Source organism: Bacillus cereus (genome assembly GCF_002561295.1).
Taxonomy (GTDB): domain Bacteria; phylum Bacillota; class Bacilli; order Bacillales; family Bacillaceae_G; genus Bacillus_A; species Bacillus_A cereus_S.
In genome coordinates this window covers 1-15,624 of record NZ_NTUG01000018.1, presented here as the reverse complement: position 1 = coordinate 15,624, position 15,624 = coordinate 1, and the positions used below count along the sequence as shown (strand labels likewise).

Below are 15,624 nucleotides of genomic sequence, written 5' to 3'. Positions count from 1 at the left end.
CCGACGGCTAGAATCTCCGGTCATTTCGCCCCCTCGGTCGAAGCCAAAAGCGCTTCTCAGTCGGGAGCTCCAATGCCCTGCGATTCTGAACAAGCCGCTTCCGCTTTTAAATAGGCCTTACAAGTTCAAATTGTTCTCCTAATTTCGCGTAGTTGTGTCCTGCGAGTCGGCTTACTGGTTTTAGTTCTTCTGCATGAATGCGGCCGTTTTCGTATAAATGCTCAGCGACGTGGAAGCGGACGACGCGGCCAATTAGTAAGTCACATGCCGGGGAGTCTTCTGTTCCACCTAATGGGATGGCGCGTTCTAATATGCATTCCATTCGAATGTTTGCCTCTTTTACGCCCGGTACGGAGATGACATCACTTTCGATAGGGGTTAGCTTCGCTAATTCAATTTCACTTTGATTTGGAGGGAGGTTCGCAGCGGTTTCGTTGATAGCCTCCACATAGGATTCATCGGAAATATGTACAACAAATTCACCTTTTTCAATCGCGTTTCGAGAAGTATCTTTTCGCTCTCCTCCTTTTCGTTGTACAGAAACAGAAATGAGCGGTGGATTAGCAGCAACGATATTAAAGTAGCTATATGGAGCTCCGTTTAAAACGCCATCTTTTGTTACAGAAGTCACGAATGCTACAGGGCGCGGGATAATACTCCCTGTTAATAATTTGTAATTATCTTTCTCTGTTTGTTCATTTGGATTAATCGAAAGCATAATTGTAATCTCCCTTCCTCGATATGAATGGTTCTTTGTTTGTTTACAAGATAATGAAGAGAAACTCCTGCTAAAAAAACATTTTTTTGACGGTTTTTGTAAATGAGTAAAAAAGGAGTAGATTCCAAACTGGAATCTACTCCTATCATTAATAAATATATAAATATATTTTGATTTTTCAACATATAAGTTATGGCTATGAAGAATAAAAGAGGATTTGCACTCATTTTCTCGCTTTGTTTTTACTTGGCATGGGGCAGGAAAAGGATCTGACCGCTTCTATGCATGGCTGGATGCTCTCTCCCACCTAAAAAAGCTTTTTTCAATTTGCACTTATATATCTTGAAATTGAGATAAATAATTAAAGTAAAACGTAAGCGCCAGGGCCAGTTAATGCAACACCAACTGCAACTGCGATTAAGATCAGGTTATATTCGAATCCATTTTGGGTTACCCAGTAGCCATTTTTGCCGTGGACTGTAAAGATTGCAACTAACATTGTACCTACGATAAATAATGAGCCAATCCAAGTGAAGATTCCTGCTGCGAATAAGAATCCACCTAATAGTTCAGTTGCACCAGCCATAAATGCCATAAACACACCAGGGCGTAAGCCGATTGATTCCATCCAGCCGCCTGTTCCTTTTAGGCCGTAGCCACCAAACCAACCGAATAATTTTTGAGCACCATGACCCATGAATGTAATACCGATAATAAGACGAATAATAAGAAGACCAATGTCCATCATTATATAAAACCTCCAAAAAGTTATTTACTTACCTTATGTAAGTTATAATAAATCAGTTACTTACTTTAGTCAAGTTACTTTCGCGGGAAATATGAAGAAAATTTTACAAATCAACAATAAATAATAAATATGAAGTAAAGACCTCTAGACAAGTTGGTGAAAAAAAGAGAAAATATAAGAAAGAGGTTAATTCTGATAATTGTTATTCAGACAATCTGAATTGACTGGAATTTTGCAAAGCGATACAATGAGAGTCTATTGGTAATAACGTAATTCTTTTCGAAAGCGTTTTTACAATATAATATAATATTTGAAGTATGAAGTCTTACATGTATCTCGGTTATTACTAGGGATCGCCCTATACATTTTCAACCTAATTATAAGGAGGACTATCCTATGTTTAAAAAATTATTTGGTCTTGGTTCAAAAACAAATGCAGAAACAATCGTAGCTCCATTAACTGGAGAAGTGAAAAATATCGAAGAAGTACCAGATCCAGTATTCGCTGGTCGTATGATGGGTGACGGTGTTGCAATCGTTCCAACTGAAGGTGTAGTTGTATCACCAGTAGATGGTGAAATCGTACAATTGTTCCACACAAAACACGCTGTTGGAATTAAAGCGAAAAATGGTACAGAAATTTTAATCCACGTTGGTTTAGAAACTGTAAAAATGGAAGGCGAAGGTTTCGAAGCTCACGTATCTGAAGGACAAGCTGTGAAAGCTGGCGACAAATTAATTTCTTTCGATTTAGAATTAATTCGCGAAAAAGCAAAAAGCACAATTACACCAATCGTTATTACAAACACAGATGCAGCTGAATCTATTAATACAACTGTAGGCGTATCAGCTACAAAAGGCTCAACAGAAGTAATGAAAGTTACGATGAAGTAAGAATTCTTTATAAGGAATCCATTTCATGTGAAATGGATTCCTTATTTTATTTACCATAAGTTTTTTTCGTGGGATGTTTTATTAATGTATGTTACTATATTGAAGGTACTTGAAACTAGGGCTTCACATATATGTGGATAAGGCGCATTTCTCTTAGGAAAAATAAAGGAGAAATGCGCCTTTTGTATGTTCACATTTCTTTTTTTCCACTGTGATGTACGTTATGATAAAGTGAGACTTTAATCAGTGGGGATCTTACTGCTCGTTAAGGCAGGATGGATGTAGAACATTCACGATAAGGAGTGAGTTTGGATGAAGCGAGTGCTATTTGTTTGCACTGGAAATACATGTCGTAGCCCAATGGCAGAGGCGTTGCTTCGTCACCATGGGAGAGGAAGTTTTGAGGCGAAGTCTGCAGGTGTTTTTACCAATCCTGGAAGTGGCGCGTCTTTATATGCAAAAGATGCATTAGCAGAAAAGGGAATTCAAGCAGAGCATGTTTCGCAGCAAATAACGGAAAAATTAATTGAGTGGGCTGATATGGTACTTACGATGACAGAAAGCCATAAACAACTTGTGATTGGGCACTATCCGGGCGCTGGAAACAAGGTATATACATTCTATGAATTTGTAGAGGGTACAAGGAAGGATATTTCAGACCCGTTTGGAGGTTCTCTCGCTATTTATCAATCAACATTAGTAGAGATGGAAAAACTTGTACAAACTTTATTGGAAAAGCATTCAGAGGGTTAATGTTTCGTGTATAATACGATATTGGAGATGATCTTGCTTTGTATAAGCAAGTGAGTATCAGGTTTTTTCAATCATTCATCAGTGGGGAGGAAGAACCTCACTTGAAAGAAGTTTTACTAACATTTTGGAGGGGTAAAGAATGAAAGTAGTAGTAGCATCTGATCACGGTGGAATGAATATTCGTAAAGAAATCGTAAGTTTATTAGAAGAACTAAATATTGAATATATTGATTTAGGATGTGAATGTGAAGCGGGTTCTGTTGATTACCCTGATTTTGCATTCCCAGCTGCAGAAATGGTTGCAAACGGTGAAGTAGACCGTGGTATTTTAATTTGTGGGACAGGTATTGGGATGTCAATTGCTGCAAATAAAGTACACGGGATTCGTTGTGCGCTAGTTCACGATACATTTAGTGCGAAAGCAACAAGAGAACATAATGATACAAACATGTTAGCAATGGGTGAGCGTGTAATTGGTGCTGGTTTAGCGCGTGATATTGCAAAGATTTGGTTAACAACTGACTATGAAGGTGGACGTCACGAAAACCGCGTAGGAAAAATTAAAACATACGAAGCGAAGTAATTTTCTATTGGACATACTAATTTGTTGAACCAATCTGTGAAAGGAAGAGGCGTCATGACGGAGATAGTAAAAGTGAAAGAGCAAATGCAAACATCGCTTTCTGATTTTCAAAAGCAAGCTTTACTACAAAGGGGTCAAATTTTTGTAGTGGGCTGTAGTACGAGCGAAGTGCTCGGAGAGACAATTGGGACATCGGGAACGATGGAAGTAGCGGAAGCGATTTTTTCTGAGCTAAAACAATTTCAATCGCAAACTGGTATAGAACTGGCATTCCAATGTTGTGAGCATTTAAATCGTGCTTTAATAATAGAGAGAAAAGTGGCAATGAAGTATCAATTTGAAATTGTAACCGTTACGCCTGTTAGATCAGCTGGTGGTGCATTAGCAACATATGCCTATCACAATCTAAATGATCCTGTAGTAGTGGAGTTTATCAAAGCTGATGCAGGCATGGATATTGGTGATACGTTTATTGGTATGCATTTAAAACATGTTGCAGTTCCAATTCGCACAAGTGTAAAAGAGATTGGGAGTGCACACGTAACAATGGCCAAAACACGTGCGAAACTTATTGGTGGTGCGCGTGCCATGTATGCAGCAGTAGAAGAAACAGTTACTTGTAGTTAAAGATAAAGTGGAACTTTCATCGGTGGGGACGTCCCTACTGATGAAAGACCTTCAATATAGATCTAAAACCCTTTCTTTTTAGGCGGGAGAGAGCATCCAGCCATGCATAGAAGCGGTCAAATCCTCTTCCTGCCCTATACCAAGCTAAAACAGAAAAAGTAGGCGGGTGCAAGTCACCTTTTCTCTTTCGTAGCAGTAGCTTATATGCTGAAAAATCAAAATGGATTTATATAGGCGGTTATTTGTTATCTACCATTTGCACTTTAATGTAGAGCGCTTACAGTTTGTGAATAGTGAGATAAATAAGAAGCAGAAATACAGTATCTCCTATAAAGAGGTATGTAGTCTGACTTTATAAAGGATAAAAATAAAAGGCCAAACTCGGTCTTTTTTTTCTTTTATGATATAGAAAGTCATGTTAGAATGTAGTTGAAAACATGAAGGTTCGAAAGAATTACAACTTGAATTTTCGTTTTTTCTGAATAAAACAAGAAAAAACTATTGGGAATCAGTGTAATTCGTTCAGAAAAGGGGGATTTTGGTGGATCATTTAAAACGTCAAGATGAAAAGGTATTTGCTGCAATTGAAGCAGAACTAGGAAGACAGCGTTCAAAAATTGAATTAATCGCTTCAGAAAACTTTGTAAGTGAAGCTGTAATGGAAGCACAAGGTTCTGTTTTAACAAACAAGTATGCAGAAGGATATCCTGGTAAACGTTACTATGGTGGTTGTGAACATGTAGACGTAGTTGAGGATATTGCACGTGATCGCGTAAAAGAAATCTTTGGCGCAGAGCATGTGAACGTTCAACCACACTCTGGTGCACAAGCGAACATGGCTGTATACTTTACGATTTTAGAGCATGGCGATACAGTACTTGGTATGAATTTATCCCACGGTGGTCACTTAACACACGGAAGCCCTGTTAACTTCAGTGGAGTACAATATAATTTCGTAGAATATGGCGTAGATGCTGAATCACACCGCATTAATTATGATGATGTGTTAGCGAAAGCGAAAGAACATAAACCAAAACTAATCGTTGCAGGTGCAAGTGCATATCCTCGTGTTATCGATTTCAAGAGATTCCGTGAAATTGCGGATGAAGTTGGTGCATACTTAATGGTAGATATGGCACATATTGCAGGTTTAGTTGCAGCAGGTTTACACCCAAATCCAGTACCACATGCACATTTTGTTACAACGACAACACATAAAACATTACGTGGCCCACGCGGTGGTATGATTTTATGTGAAGAAAAATTTGCAAAGCAAATCGATAAATCAATCTTCCCTGGTATCCAAGGTGGACCACTTATGCACGTAATTGCTGCGAAAGCTGTTGCGTTCGGTGAGGCACTTCAAGATGACTTTAAAACATATGCAGAAAACATCATTAATAATGCAAATCGCTTAGCAGAAGGCCTTCAAAAAGAAGGACTTACACTTGTTTCTGGCGGAACGGACAACCACCTTGTCTTAATTGATGTTCGTAACTTAGATATTACAGGTAAAGTGGCAGAACACGTATTAGATGAAGTTGGTATTACAGTAAACAAAAACACAATTCCATTTGAAACAGCAAGCCCATTTGTAACAAGTGGTGTACGTATCGGTACAGCAGCGGTAACATCTCGTGGCTTCGGTTTAGAAGAAATGGATGAAATTGCAGCAATTATTGCTCATACTTTAAAAAATCATGAGAATGAAGCTGCATTAGAAGAAGCACGTAAGCGTGTAGAAGCATTAACAAGTAAATTCCCAATGTATACGGATCTATAATAGATTGAAAGAGGCTGCTGAAGCATATCATGTTTCAGCAGCCTCTTTTTCATTTGAAACACAAATTCTTAATAGATAGTTTTTTAGAATATCTTCTATCGGTGATGGTTTCTAACGGGAAAGATGTGAAATTGTCGTTTTTCTGAAAGTGAGTAGTAGGATAAATAGAATTTTTAATGGTTAATTTTGGAGGGTTTGTAAATAAGAGAGCACATTAGCTAAGTGAGGTCATAAATAACTTCTAAAGTATGTATACAAATGATGAATAAATTTTGGATATATAATGAAGGATATGACTTCCATAATTGGTAAACATATTAGGTAGGTTCATAATAGATTTGAAACTTTTCCAAATTTGCCCTTGAATATTAGTAGCGTTTTCTTTACAATCGTAAATAGTGTAAAACGGCGTGTACGCACGCATGAATATCATCTGAAGGAGAGATTCACATGGGAAAACTGTATGTATTTGATCACCCGTTAATTCAACATAAGATTACATATATTCGCGATAAAAATACAGGTACAAAAGACTTTCGTGAATTAGTGGATGAAGTAGCAAGCTTAATGGCGTTTGAAATTACTCGCGACCTTCCACTTGAAGAAATCGAAATTGAAACACCTGTAAGCAAAGCGAAAACAAAAGTGATCGCTGGTAAAAAGCTTGGTCTAATCCCAATTTTACGTGCAGGCTTAGGAATGGTAGACGGAATTCTGAAATTAATTCCAGCAGCAAAAGTAGGACACGTTGGTTTATACCGTGACCCGAAAACATTGCAACCGGTAGAATACTATGTGAAACTTCCAACGGATGTAGAAGAACGTGACTTTATCGTACTTGATCCAATGTTAGCAACAGGTGGTTCTGCAGCTGAAGCAATTAACTCTCTGAAAAAGCGCGGTGCGAAGCAAATTAAATTGATGTGTATCGTGGCTGCCCCAGAAGGCGTAAAAGTAGTACAAGAAGAACATCCTGATGTTGATATTTATGTAGCAGCATTAGATGAGAAATTAAATGACCATGGTTACGTTGTTCCGGGTCTTGGCGATGCTGGTGACCGCTTATTTGGAACGAAGTAAGACAACAGACGAGAGGGATTCCCGCTCGTCTTTTTTTATCCCGCATTAACGGGCAGTAAGACCCTCACCTCAAGATTCAGAGAAAAACGAGGAAGGTAGGTGGGGGATGAAGAAACCCCCCACTGATTAAAGTTTCACTTTATGTATAGATTTGGAGTAGGGGAGGGGTTAATGGTATTTTTTGTATATACAACATAACTTGCATACACATCACATATACTATAGAAGTCTAACGTCTGAGAAGCACGGTATTATAAAAGAAAAACGTTATATCGTAAAAATATAATAGTGACAAACTTGTGAACTTTTCCTTCTATTATAAGGAGAAAACTTGAAGAAATTAGATATCTTTCACCAGTATTTAGAAGGGGAACGTTTTCATTTTTGGCAAGAAATTACTAATACTCAAATTTTTTGATTTTTTACGATTTCTCGTTGACACTGTTAATACCCTATTGTATGCTAACAACGGGGATAGATGGTAGGGCTTTCAGTGACAATTTTTCATCTATTCCGTGACGAAAAAGTAAACTTTTTATTTTGTGTAGAATTTATACAAAAAAATGAGTTATTATTAACACATCGTGAATGAGGGTTACATATTGGAGGGATGAATCCTTGCAAAAAAACGATCGCAACCCGGTAAAAGCTTATGCTTTAATGTCAGGTATTCTTGCTCAATTAGTCGGTTCCATTCTTGTTGGAATCTTTGGTGGGCAATGGATTGATAGTAAGGTTGGAACGTTTCCGTTGTTTCTTATTATAGGATTACTGCTAGGATTGGGAACAGGGATTTACGCAATGATTCGACTCATTCGACATTACTATTCGGGAGAGCAATGATGATAGACGTACATGGACTTGTCCAAAGACAAAAGAAATATATGTACTACTTGCTTGCGCTTCTAGTGCTAGGATGGGGATTTACCTCTTACAAGGATGTATTTCTTGGACTGATTATCGGAACGATTTTCAGTTTTCTTAGTTTGCGCATCATTGCACGTAGAACAGACAAGCTATTAGATCGCGTTACTAATGGAGAAAACGTGAAATTTAAAGCGACGGCTGTTAGTACATATTCGAGGTTTGCAACGATTGGGTTATTAATTTTATTTGCAGCGAAGTATCAGCATTTAATTGCGATGTGGAGCTTAGGTGTAGGATTGCTGACAGGATACCTTGTCATGATCATAGATTTTCTTTATTTAGAGTATAAGAGCAGGGAAGAGAGGTGAATTACTAGTGGAACACGGTAAATTAGTTGAGTTTCTAGGTTTAACGTTCGATGTATCCTCAGTCATGATGGTTACTGTTGCAGCACTTATTGTTTTCATAATCGCTGTTATCGGGACTCGCACATTAGCTCTTCGTCCAACAGGGATGCAAAACTTCTTTGAATGGATTTTAGACTTCGTGAAAGGGATCATTAACAGTACGATGGACTGGAAAACAGGTGGACGCTTCTTAACACTCGGCGTTACGCTTATGATGTTTATTTTCGTATCAAACATGCTTGGTCTACCATTCATGTATTCAACAACTGAGGCTGGCGAACACATTGCATGGTGGAGATCGCCAACGTCTGACCCAGCAGTTACATTAACATTAGCCGTGATGGTAGTTACCCTCACCCATTATTATGGAATTAAGATGAAGGGTACGAAAGAATACTTAAAAGGGTTTTTCCAACCTATGAAATTCTTATTCCCATTAAAGGTTATTGAAGAATTTGCTAACACATTGACGTTAGGTCTTCGTCTATTCGGTAACATCTATGCAGGTGAGATTTTATTAGGATTACTTGCTAAATTAGGTGGAGCTACAGTACTTGGAGCATTCGGTGCTATTGTACCAATGTTAGCGTGGATGGGATTCAGTGTATTCGTTGGTTCAATCCAAGCGTTTATCTTTACAATGTTAACGATGGTTTATATGGCTCATAAAGTAAGTCATGACCATTAATATACTTTAATAAGTAAGTAAAAAAATCTATTTTTTTATAATACAAAGGAGGACAAATTAAATGAGTTTAGGTGTAATCGCAGCTGCAATTGCAATTGGTTTATCAGCATTAGGTGCAGGTATTGGTAACGGTCTTATCGTATCACGTACAATCGAGGGTGTTGCTCGTCAACCAGAATTAAAAGGCGCACTTCAAACAATTATGTTCATCGGGGTTGCATTAGTTGAGGCACTTCCAATCATCGGTGTAGTTATTGCATTCATCGTAATGAACAAATAAGGGAGACTCCCCTTACATAGATGGCGAAGAGTGTTTTTGGACTTTCTTCGCCATTGCTTTATGAACGAAATGTATGTCTTTTTTTTTCATATGGTCAAATTAGATATCTCGAAGGGAGTGAATCCTTGTGCCAACTTTAATTTTAGGAGCTGCCATTCCATTTGGAACAATCGCTTATACATTGCTAGTTTTCCTAATTTTATTAGTAATGCTACGTAAATTTGCTTGGGGTCCTTTAATGGGAATTATGAAGGAACGTGAAGAGCATGTTGCTAATGAAATCGACGCTGCAGAGCAAAACAATGCAGAAGCGAAGAAATTAGTAGAAGAACAACGTGAAATGTTAAAACAATCACGTGTTGAAGCACAAGAGTTAATCGAAAGAGCGAAAAAGCAAGCTGAAGATCAAAAAGATGGTATTGTTGCTGCTGCTAAAGAAGAAGCAGAATCAATTAAAGCATCTGCAGTACAAGAAATTCAACGCGAAAAAGAGCAAGCAATTGCTGCTCTGCAAGAACAAGTCGCTTCTTTATCTATTCAAATTGCTTCTAAAGTAATTGAAAAAGAACTAAAAGAAGAAGACCAAGTGAAGTTAATTCGCGATTATATTAAAGAAGTAGGAGAAGCGCGATGAGCAATGAGATTGTAGCAAAACGTTATGCTGTCGCTCTTTTTCAAATTGCAAAAGAAAAACATGTATTAGAAATGTTTGAAGAGGAATTACGCCTTGTACAAAACGTTTTTGTAAAGAACGGAGAGCTACATAGCTTTTTAACACAACCAAACATTTCAAAGGAACAGAAAAAAACGTTCCTTTCTAACGTATTCTCTTCTGTTTCTGAATCAATTTTAAATACGCTATATATTTTAATTGATAACAAACGCATTGAAATTCTACCTGAAATTGCAAATGAATATGTCGTTCTTGCTAATGAAGAACGTAACGTAGCAGATGCAACTGTATACTCAGTTCGTCTTCTATCTGAAGAGGAAAAGCTTAACATTGCAGAATCATTTGCAAAGAGAACAGGAAAAGATGCAATTCGTATTAAAAATGTTGTAGATGAAGATTTACTAGGCGGCATTAAAGTACGCATTGGAAATCGCATTTATGATGGTAGTTTACAAGGAAAGTTAGCACGTATTCAGCGTGAACTTATGAAGAATAGATAGGGGTGAAGCACATGAGCATCAGAGCTGAAGAAATTAGCGCACTGATAAAGCAACAAATCGAGAACTATCAGTCTGAAATCGAAGTTAGTGATGTTGGTACAGTTATCCAAGTTGGTGACGGTATCGCGCGTGCTCATGGTCTTGATAACGTTATGGCTGGTGAACTTGTAGAGTTCTCTAACGGCGTTATGGGACTAGCACAAAACTTAGAGGAAAATAACGTAGGTATCATTATTTTAGGACCTTACACAGAAATCCGTGAAGGTGACGAAGTTCGTCGTACTGGTCGCATCATGCAAGTACCAGTAGGTAAAGAACTAATCGGTCGTGTTGTAAACCCATTAGGTCAACCAGTTGATGGTTTAGGCCCAATCAATACAACAAACACTCGTCCAATCGAAAGTCCAGCACCAGGTGTAATGGATCGTAAATCTGTTCATGAGCCACTTCAAACAGGTATTAAAGCGATCGATGCTCTTGTACCAATTGGCCGTGGGCAACGTGAGTTAATCATCGGTGACCGTCAAACGGGTAAAACAGCAGTTGCACTTGATACAATCATTAATCAAAAAGATGAAGATATGATTTGTATCTATGTAGCTATCGGACAAAAAGAATCAACTGTACGTAACGTAGTAGAAACACTACGTAAGCACGGTGCATTAGATTACACAATCGTTGTAACAGCATCAGCTTCTCAACCAGCTCCATTATTATACTTAGCTCCTTACGCTGGTGTAACAATGGGTGAAGAGTTCATGTACAATGGTAAACACGTATTAGTAGTATATGATGACTTATCAAAACAAGCAGCAGCTTACCGTGAGCTTTCATTACTATTACGTCGTCCTCCAGGTCGTGAAGCATATCCAGGGGATGTATTCTACTTACATTCTCGTTTATTAGAGCGTGCAGCAAAATTAAGCGATGCAAGAGGCGGCGGTTCTTTAACAGCTCTACCTTTCATCGAAACACAAGCAGGGGACGTATCAGCTTACATCCCAACAAACGTAATCTCTATTACGGATGGACAAATCTTCTTACAATCTGACTTATTCTTCTCTGGTGTACGTCCAGCGATTGATGCAGGTACTTCTGTATCTCGTGTTGGTGGAGCTGCTCAGATTAAAGCGATGAGTAAAGTATCAGGTACACTTCGTCTTGACCTTGCATCTTACCGTGAGTTAGAAGCGTTCGCTGCGTTCGGTTCTGACCTTGATAAAGCAACACAAGCGAAATTAAACCGTGGTGCTCGCACAGTTGAAGTATTAAAACAAGGATTACACAAACCACTGCGAGTAGAGAAACAAGTTATCATTCTTTACGCGCTAACACGTGGATTCCTAGATGATATCCCAGTAGTAGATATCACTCGTTTTGAAGAAGAACTCCATGCTTGGTTAGATTCAAATGCAGCTGACCTATTAAGCGAAATTCGCACAACGAAAAAACTTGCGGATGACGATAAATTTGCAGCAGCAATCAACGGATTTAAGAAAGTATTCGTAGCTTCTGAATAATAAATAAAAGCGGAAGCGGCTCGTTCTGAATGGGAGGGGGATGGAGCTTCTGACGAAGAGGCGTCCTTTGCCTCGTAGGAAGAAGTGAAACCACCGAGCATTCAAGCCGCTGGAGCTAGATAATAATAAAAGCGAAGGTGGCTCGTCCAGAAGGGGAGGGCATTGGAACTCCTGACGAAGAGGCGTTTTTTGCCTCGCAGGAGGGGGTGAAATGACCGACCCTTCTAGCCACCGCAGCTAGATAATAAAAGCGGAGCCGACTGTGGCTTAACTTTATATAAAAGGCATCTCAATTCTTGAGACTGCTGACGGTTATGTAAAGGAAAAGAGTAGGTGCACCTATTCTTTTCCTTCAATCATGAGCAAGAAGATCTTGCAACGTAGATTAGAAAGATGAATGAAAAGAAATCTTACTAATCGTGCCAACTTCCGGAAAAAAGGTGGTGAAAACCTGTGGCATCTTTACGCGATATAAAAGCGAAAATTAACTCGACTAAGAAAACGAGTCAAATTACGAAAGCGATGGAGATGGTATCTGCATCGAAATTAAACCGTGCAGAACAAAATGCTAAATCTTTCGTTCCGTATATGGAAAAGATTCAAGAAGTAGTATCGAGTATTGCGCAAGGCAGCAAAGGAATTAATCATCCGATGCTAACAGCACGCCCTGTAAAACGTACAGGATACATCGTTATTACATCTGATCGTGGACTAGCAGGTGGTTATAACAGTAACGTATTACGTACGGTAAGTAACGTAATTCGTGAACGTCATAATATGGATTCAAACCAATATTCAATTATTGTGCTTGGACGACTAGGACGCGATTATTTAAAACGTCGCGGCTTTAACATCATTGATGAAGTAGTTGGATTATCTGACCATCCATCATTTACAGATATTAAAGACCTTGCTTCTCGAGCAATTGCGATGTTCGCAGATGGTGCTTATGATGAACTGTATATTTACTACAACCATTTTGTAAGTAAAATTTCACAAGAAGTAACGGAAAATAAAATTTTACCGCTTACGGACGTGAAGTCGGACAAGCCGACAACAGCTTATGAGTTTGAACCTTCTGAAGAAGATATCTTAAAAGTATTATTGCCACAATACGCAGAAAGCTTAGTGTACGGCGCATTACTAGATGGTAAAGCAAGTGAACACGCAGCGCGTATGACAGCAATGAAGAGTGCTACAGACAACGCAATGGAAGTTATCGATTCACTTACACTTTCATTCAACCGTGCTCGTCAAGCAGCGATTACGCAAGAAATTACGGAAATCGTTGGTGGAGCAGCAGCGTTAGAATAGTAATAAAAGGCGGAAGCGGTTCGTTCAGAATGGGAGGGGGATGGAGCTTTTGACGTAGAGGCGTTCTTTGCCTCGAAGGAAAAAGCGAAGCCACCGAGCATTCTAACCGCTGGAGCTAGATTGTAACAAAAAGCGGAAGCGGCTCTTTTAGAAGAGTCGCCTAAGCTACACTAATAAAAAAAATGAAAGCCGACTCTCATAGAAAGCTGGCTAATTTAAAGAAAGCTAGGAGGGAACCCGATGAATAAAGGGCGCGTTACGCAAATCATGGGTCCGGTTGTAGACGTTAAGTTTGATGGCGGAAAGCTACCAGAAATCTACAATGCCCTTACGGTAAAACAAAGCAACGAAAACGGAGCAAGCATTAACTTAACATTTGAAGTTGCACTTCATTTAGGTGATGACACAGTTCGTACAGTTGCGATGTCTTCCACAGATGGACTTGTTCGTGGCACAGAAGTAGAAGATACTGGTAAACCAATCTCTGTACCAGTTGGTGATGCAACACTTGGTCGTGTATTCAACGTATTAGGTGATGCAATTGACTTAGATGGTGAAGTTCCTGCGGATGTACGCCGTGATCCAATTCACCGTCAAGCACCTGCGTTCGAAGAGTTATCTACGAAAGTAGAAATTCTTGAAACTGGTATTAAAGTAGTAGACTTACTTGCTCCTTACATTAAAGGTGGTAAAATCGGTCTATTCGGTGGTGCCGGTGTAGGTAAAACAGTATTAATCCAGGAGTTAATTAACAACATCGCACAAGAGCACGGTGGTATTTCTGTATTCGCTGGTGTAGGTGAGCGTACTCGTGAAGGTAACGACTTATACCACGAAATGAGCGATTCTGGCGTAATCAAGAAAACAGCGATGGTATTCGGACAAATGAACGAGCCACCTGGTGCACGTCAACGTGTTGCATTAACAGGATTAACAATGGCTGAACATTTCCGTGATGAGCAAGGACAAGACGTACTATTGTTCATCGATAACATCTTCCGTTTCACGCAAGCGGGTTCTGAAGTATCTGCCCTTCTTGGTCGTATGCCATCTGCGGTAGGTTACCAGCCAACACTTGCAACAGAAATGGGTCAATTACAAGAGCGTATTACATCTACAAATAAAGGATCTATCACGTCTATCCAAGCGGTATATGTACCAGCCGATGACTATACTGATCCAGCACCAGCTACAACGTTCGCTCACTTAGATGCAACAACAAACTTAGAGCGTCGTTTAACACAAATGGGTATTTACCCAGCGGTAGATCCATTAGCATCTACATCTCGTGCACTTTCTCCAGAAATCGTAGGAGAAGAGCATTATGAAGTAGCGCGTCAAGTACAGCAAACTCTTCAACGTTATAAAGAGCTTCAAGATATCATCGCTATCTTAGGTATGGATGAGTTATCTGAAGAAGATAAGTTAGTTGTACATCGTGCTCGTCGTATTCAATTCTTCTTATCACAAAACTTCCACGTAGCGGAGCAGTTTACAGGTCAAAAGGGTTCTTACGTACCTGTAAAAGAAACAGTTCGTGGTTTCAAAGAAATTCTAGAAGGAAAATATGATGACCTTCCAGAAGATGCATTCCGTCTTGTTGGTAGCATTGAAGAAGTTATTGAAAACGCGAAGAAAATGATGGCGTAAGGCCTTAGGAGGGACGAATTATGAAGACATTTCCAGTCAGTATTGTAACTCCTGATGGACCGGTTTACGAAAAAGAAGTAGAAATGGTAAGTGTAAAAGCAGAGAGTGGGGAAATGGGGATTTTACCAGGTCACATTCCAACTGTTGCACCATTAAAAATTAGTGCAGTTCGTCTGAAAACTGGCGGACACACTGATTATGTAGCAGTAAGCGGTGGCTTTATCGAAGTTCGTCCAGATAAAGTAACTGTATTGTCATCATCTGCTGAAGAAGCAAACCATATCGATATCCATCGTGCAAATGAAGCGAAGCGTCGCGCTGAGCAACGTATGCAAGATAAACAAGCACATGTAGACTTTAGACGTGCAGAAATGGCACTACAACGTGCTGTGAACCGTTTGAACGTTTCCGATATGAAATAAGAAAATCCGTAAAGGTTTACTCCTTTACGGATTTTTTTTATCCCGCATTAACGGGCAGTAAGACCCCCATCTCAAGATTCAGAGAGCAAAGAGGTCTAGCTCTAGCGGCTAGAATCT

19 protein-coding genes are annotated in these 15,624 nt (G+C 39.2%); 17 read left to right on the top strand and 2 right to left on the bottom strand.

Translation table 11 applies throughout. From position 1 onward, the window contains the following. Positions 1–106 precede the first annotated feature (106 nt). Both CN373_RS12700 and CN373_RS12695 read right to left on the bottom strand, forming a co-directional pair. Positions 107–718, bottom strand: coding sequence for a flavin reductase family protein (locus tag CN373_RS12700; RefSeq protein WP_000949053.1), 612 nt, complete (start codon positions 716–718; stop codon positions 107–109). A 361-nt stretch (positions 719–1,079) separates the two neighbouring features. Then, positions 1,080–1,466, bottom strand: a complete 387-nt coding sequence (locus tag CN373_RS12695) for a DoxX family protein (RefSeq protein ID WP_000968691.1) — start codon at positions 1,464–1,466, stop codon at positions 1,080–1,082. A gap of 396 nt (positions 1,467–1,862) precedes the next feature. Here CN373_RS12695 and CN373_RS12690 point away from each other — a divergent pair, with 396 nt between their 5' ends. From CN373_RS12690 to atpC, 17 genes are all read left to right on the top strand, one after another. After that, positions 1,863–2,360 carry a PTS sugar transporter subunit IIA gene (locus tag CN373_RS12690; protein ID WP_000473658.1) on the top strand — a complete coding sequence of 166 codons (498 nt, stop codon included), beginning with the start codon at positions 1,863–1,865 and terminating at the stop codon, positions 2,358–2,360. A gap of 312 nt (positions 2,361–2,672) precedes the next feature. Then, positions 2,673–3,113 carry a low molecular weight protein arginine phosphatase gene (locus tag CN373_RS12685; protein WP_098359470.1) on the top strand — a complete coding sequence of 147 codons (441 nt, stop codon included), beginning with the start codon at positions 2,673–2,675 and terminating at the stop codon, positions 3,111–3,113. A 139-nt stretch (positions 3,114–3,252) separates the two neighbouring features. Then, on the top strand, positions 3,253–3,696 hold the full coding sequence (gene rpiB / locus CN373_RS12680; RefSeq protein ID WP_000869916.1) for a ribose 5-phosphate isomerase B: 444 nt from the start codon (positions 3,253–3,255) through the stop codon (positions 3,694–3,696). Between the two features lie 54 nt (positions 3,697–3,750). Further along, on the top strand, positions 3,751–4,323 hold the full coding sequence (locus CN373_RS12675) for a TIGR01440 family protein (RefSeq protein ID WP_000136354.1): 573 nt from the start codon (positions 3,751–3,753) through the stop codon (positions 4,321–4,323). A gap of 541 nt (positions 4,324–4,864) precedes the next feature. Further along, positions 4,865–6,106 (top strand): serine hydroxymethyltransferase, encoded by a 1,242-nt coding sequence (gene glyA, locus CN373_RS12670; protein ID WP_111901947.1) that lies wholly within the window; start codon positions 4,865–4,867, stop codon positions 6,104–6,106. A gap of 450 nt (positions 6,107–6,556) precedes the next feature. Next, positions 6,557–7,186: a uracil phosphoribosyltransferase gene (gene upp, locus CN373_RS12665; RefSeq protein ID WP_000517534.1), complete on the top strand. Its 630-nt coding sequence runs from the start codon at positions 6,557–6,559 to the stop codon at positions 7,184–7,186. 478 nt (positions 7,187–7,664) lie between these two features. Beyond that, a complete protein-coding gene (locus CN373_RS12660; protein WP_098359468.1) occupies positions 7,665–7,778 on the top strand; it encodes a DUF4024 domain-containing protein in 114 nt (37 codons plus the stop codon). A gap of 26 nt (positions 7,779–7,804) precedes the next feature. After that, positions 7,805–8,029: an AtpZ/AtpI family protein gene (locus CN373_RS12655; RefSeq protein ID WP_001171217.1), complete on the top strand. Its 225-nt coding sequence runs from the start codon at positions 7,805–7,807 to the stop codon at positions 8,027–8,029. Next, positions 8,029–8,421, top strand: a complete 393-nt coding sequence (locus CN373_RS12650; protein WP_000567602.1) for an ATP synthase subunit I — start codon at positions 8,029–8,031, stop codon at positions 8,419–8,421. The genes CN373_RS12655 and CN373_RS12650 overlap by 1 nt, the downstream gene beginning before the upstream one ends. Positions 8,422–8,428: 7 nt before the next feature. Continuing rightward, positions 8,429–9,148, top strand: coding sequence for a F0F1 ATP synthase subunit A (gene atpB / locus CN373_RS12645; protein WP_000399878.1), 720 nt, complete (start codon positions 8,429–8,431; stop codon positions 9,146–9,148). 61 nt (positions 9,149–9,209) lie between these two features. Next, positions 9,210–9,428: a F0F1 ATP synthase subunit C gene (atpE, locus tag CN373_RS12640; RefSeq protein WP_000052064.1), complete on the top strand. Its 219-nt coding sequence runs from the start codon at positions 9,210–9,212 to the stop codon at positions 9,426–9,428. A gap of 127 nt (positions 9,429–9,555) precedes the next feature. After that, positions 9,556–10,062, top strand: a complete 507-nt coding sequence (atpF, locus tag CN373_RS12635; protein ID WP_001142602.1) for a F0F1 ATP synthase subunit B — start codon at positions 9,556–9,558, stop codon at positions 10,060–10,062. Continuing rightward, positions 10,059–10,601: a F0F1 ATP synthase subunit delta gene (locus CN373_RS12630; protein ID WP_000064098.1), complete on the top strand. Its 543-nt coding sequence runs from the start codon at positions 10,059–10,061 to the stop codon at positions 10,599–10,601. Before atpF ends, CN373_RS12630 begins: the two co-directional genes overlap by 4 nt. 11 nt (positions 10,602–10,612) lie before the next feature. Then, positions 10,613–12,121 carry a F0F1 ATP synthase subunit alpha gene (atpA, locus tag CN373_RS12625; RefSeq protein WP_098359467.1) on the top strand — a complete coding sequence of 503 codons (1,509 nt, stop codon included), beginning with the start codon at positions 10,613–10,615 and terminating at the stop codon, positions 12,119–12,121. Positions 12,122–12,574: 453 nt separating this feature from the next. Continuing rightward, positions 12,575–13,435, top strand: coding sequence for a F0F1 ATP synthase subunit gamma (atpG, locus tag CN373_RS12620; protein ID WP_000157700.1), 861 nt, complete (start codon positions 12,575–12,577; stop codon positions 13,433–13,435). A gap of 240 nt (positions 13,436–13,675) precedes the next feature. Beyond that, complete coding sequence (atpD, locus tag CN373_RS12610) at positions 13,676–15,085, top strand: F0F1 ATP synthase subunit beta (protein ID WP_001032590.1); 1,410 nt, start codon at positions 13,676–13,678, stop codon at positions 15,083–15,085. A 20-nt stretch (positions 15,086–15,105) separates the two neighbouring features. Then, positions 15,106–15,507 carry a F0F1 ATP synthase subunit epsilon gene (gene atpC, locus CN373_RS12605; protein WP_000847217.1) on the top strand — a complete coding sequence of 134 codons (402 nt, stop codon included), beginning with the start codon at positions 15,106–15,108 and terminating at the stop codon, positions 15,505–15,507. The last annotated feature ends 117 nt before the right edge of the window (positions 15,508–15,624 follow it).